2 protein-coding genes are annotated in these 3,024 nt (G+C 72.1%); both read left to right on the forward strand.

The genetic code is table 11. The annotated features are described in order from the left end of the window. Positions 1-216 precede the first annotated feature (216 nt). Entirely contained in the window at positions 217-1,455 is a 1,239-nt protein-coding gene (locus tag ACWJ6R_RS33505; protein WP_449066064.1) for an EAL and HDOD domain-containing protein, read from the forward strand. A 659-nt stretch (positions 1,456-2,114) separates the two neighbouring features. Beyond that, complete coding sequence (locus ACWJ6R_RS33510) at positions 2,115-2,948, forward strand: nitroreductase/quinone reductase family protein (protein ID WP_449066065.1); 834 nt, start codon at positions 2,115-2,117, stop codon at positions 2,946-2,948. The last annotated feature ends 76 nt before the right edge of the window (positions 2,949-3,024 follow it).

Raw genomic sequence — 3,024 nt, forward strand, 5'->3', positions numbered from 1 at the left:
GGAGCGGGCCGGGAGCGGTCGGTCGGGGACGGGGGCGGATCAGGAGTGGGCCGGGAGCGGGCCGGGAGCGGCCGGTCGTGTTTCCGGCCGGTGCCGTGCCCCGCCGGGGCCGTCCCGGTAGCGTCGTCAGTCGGCGGAACCGTCAATCTGCGGGCCGTACCTCTATTTCCTGAGGAGATTCCTCACATGCAGCCCTGGCCCGACGATGAGAATCACATGCATCTCGCCGACGTGCCGGTCGACAGCGGCTGGCACCGCATCCACATCGGCCGCCAGCCCATTCACGATGGGGACGGCGCCCTGGTGGCGTACGAGCTTCTGTTCCGCTCCCACTCGCAGGCCAAGGGAGCGACCGCGCGCGGCGCCGAGGCGACCAGCCAGGTGATCGTCAACGCGTTCAGCGAGTTCGGCCTGGAGCGGCTGGCGGGACCGAACCTGTGCTTCATCAACCTCACCCGAGAGTTCCTCGTGGGCGAGCTGCCGCTCCCGTTCGACTCCGGGTCCGTCGTGCTGGAGGTCCTGGAGACCGTCCGGATCGACGACGAGGTGATCGAGGGCGTGCGCAGGCTGGCGGAGCAGGGCTTCGCCATCGCCCTGGACGACTTCGTGCTCGGCAACGACCACGAGCGCCTGCTGGAGGTGGCCTCCTACGTCAAGCTGGAGGTCTCCGGGATCGACCGCGAGCTGCTGCGTGAGCGCATCGCGGTCTGCCGCGCCTACGAGGGCGTGCGCCTGGTCGCCGAGCGGCTGGAGACCGAGGAGGACCTGGAGTTCGCACGCGAGCTCGGGTTCGAGCTCTTCCAGGGCTACCTGCTGGGCCGGCCCCGCGTGCTGTCCCTCGACACGCTGGAGCCCAGCCGGCTGCGCCACCTGGAGCTGATCAGCAAGCTCGCCGACGAGGACACCGACATCGACGAGATCTCGGAGATCATCACCTCCGACCCGGCCCTGTCCTACCGCATCCTGCGTGCCGCGAACTCCGCCGCGACCGGCCTGTGGAGCCAGATCTCGTCGATCAACGACGCGGTCGTGATCCTGGGCACCCAGCGCCTGCGCCACTGGGTGACGCTGATGCTGCTCAGCGACGTCGTGGGCGTCGACGGCGACGTCGACAACGAGCGCATGTCCCACGTCCTCATGCGGGCCCGGCTGTGCCAGCTGCTGTCCCGGTCGCTCGGCCTGCCCAGCGACAAGGCCTTCACCGTGGGGCTCCTGAGCGGCATCGCCGACCTGCTGGGCGTGCCCGCGGAGGAGCTGATCGCCCATCTGGCGCTCAGCCACGACGTGTCGTTCGCGATCGTCGAGGAAGGCGGCCCGCTCGGCAGTGTGGTGACCACCGCGCGCGCCTACGAGTCGGGACTGCTGCCGGAGAACGGCGGCGCGCACGGCGAGGACCTGGCGCACGCGTACCTGAAGGCCGTCGACTGGTCGATGAACATCGTCACCAGCGTCTGAGGCGGCGGGCCGTACGGCCGGCCCGCACGCCGAGAGGACGCCGGCACCCGGCGGCCGGCGCCCCGCGGTGCTGAATCGAATCGCTCCGGAGCGGTTTCCCCGCGGCATGTCACCGGTATTCCGGAATCCGCCGCGCCGTACCGGGCGGGAAATCCACGTTGCTTTGAAGTGTTTTCGGCATTAAGGTCATCTCTGTGACTGCCGGGTCGGCCATGGGCCAAGAGCGAGTGGGGCACCCGGCCGAGGCGTGAGCGCCCGGCCGGCCAGAGGCCCGCCTTCTTCCTTTTCCTCCGCGCTCCCCGCGCGACGTCTCCGCGCTCCCCGCGCGACGTCTCCGCACGCCCTGCCGCGCGTGCCCGCCCCGCCGCCCTCTGCCGCCCTCCGGCGTCTTCCGGGCCTCCCGGCGGGGCGATCCGCCGGTGAGACGATCCGGCGGCGGACATCACCGGCGCGGCGACGGAGATCCCCGGTGCCCGGGCGACCTGTGCTTTCCCCGCCGTTTCCCGATTTCCGCACGCCTGCGTTTCCCGGTGTTTCCCGGTGTTTCCCGCATCGCGGCCGAGGCCGCCCGCGGTGCCTTTCCCCGCCCCCTCCGGGCGGCCATTCGCCATGCCCGCGCACGGCCCGCGGAACCGCTTTCCAGGAGAAGAGAACAGAGAATGCCGAACGATTTCAACCAGCAGGTCATCGAGGAGTTCCGCGCCAACGGCGGACAGGTCGGAGGTCCCTTCGAGGGCGCCCGGCTGCTCCTGCTGACCACCACCGGGGCGCGCTCCGGCGCCCCGCACACGACCCCGGTCGGCTACCTTCCCGACGGCGGCGAGCGGGTCCTGGTGATCGCCTCGGCCGCCGGGGCGCCGAAGCACCCGGACTGGTTCCACAACCTGCTGGCCGACCCGCGCGTCACCGTCGAGGACGGCGTCTTCACCTACGAGGCGGAGGCCGTCGTCCTGGAGGGCGCCGAGCGCGACCGCGCCTTCGCCCGCGCGGTCGAGGCCGACCCCGGCTGGGCCGACTACCAGGACCGGACGTCGCGCGTCATCCCCGTCGTCGCCCTGCGGCAGGTCGCGGGCGGCCCGCCGCAGGCGTCGTCGTGGGGCGAGGCGCTGAGGCTGATCCACGGCGCGTTCCGCCGGGAGCTCGCCCTGATCCGCAAGGAGGTCGCCGAGTCGGGTCCCGGGCTGGGCGCCCAGCTCCGGGTGAACTGCCTGACCCTCTGCCAGGGCCTGCACCACCACCACACCAATGAGGACGCGGGGATGTTCCCCGCCCTGGCCGCGCAGTACCCCGAGCTCGCCCCCACCATGGACCGGCTGGACCGGGAGCACCGGAGGATCGCGGCCCTCATGGAGGAGCTGCAGCGGGTGCTCTCCGGCGACGGAGCGGACCCGAAGGCGGTGCTCTCGGAGGTGGAGCGGCTCGCGGACGAGCTGGAGGCCCACCTGGACTACGAGGAGGAGCAGCTCATCCCGATCCTCGACGGCGCGGCCTGACCCGCCCCGCCGGTCGCCGGGCCGGGTCACAGGCCGCCCCGCCGGTCGCCGGGCACGCGCTAGGCGACCTCCCGCC

The organism is Planomonospora algeriensis (assembly GCF_977012225.1).

What these genes read in the sequence shown, in the direction of transcription:
- ACWJ6R_RS33510 (WP_449066065.1), top strand. Translation starts at nt 2,115, where the DNA reads ATGCCGAACGATTTCAACCAGCAGGTCATCGAGGAGTTCCGCGCCAAC.
- ACWJ6R_RS33505 (WP_449066064.1), top strand. Translation starts at nt 217, where the DNA reads ATGCATCTCGCCGACGTGCCGGTCGACAGCGGCTGGCACCGCATCCAC.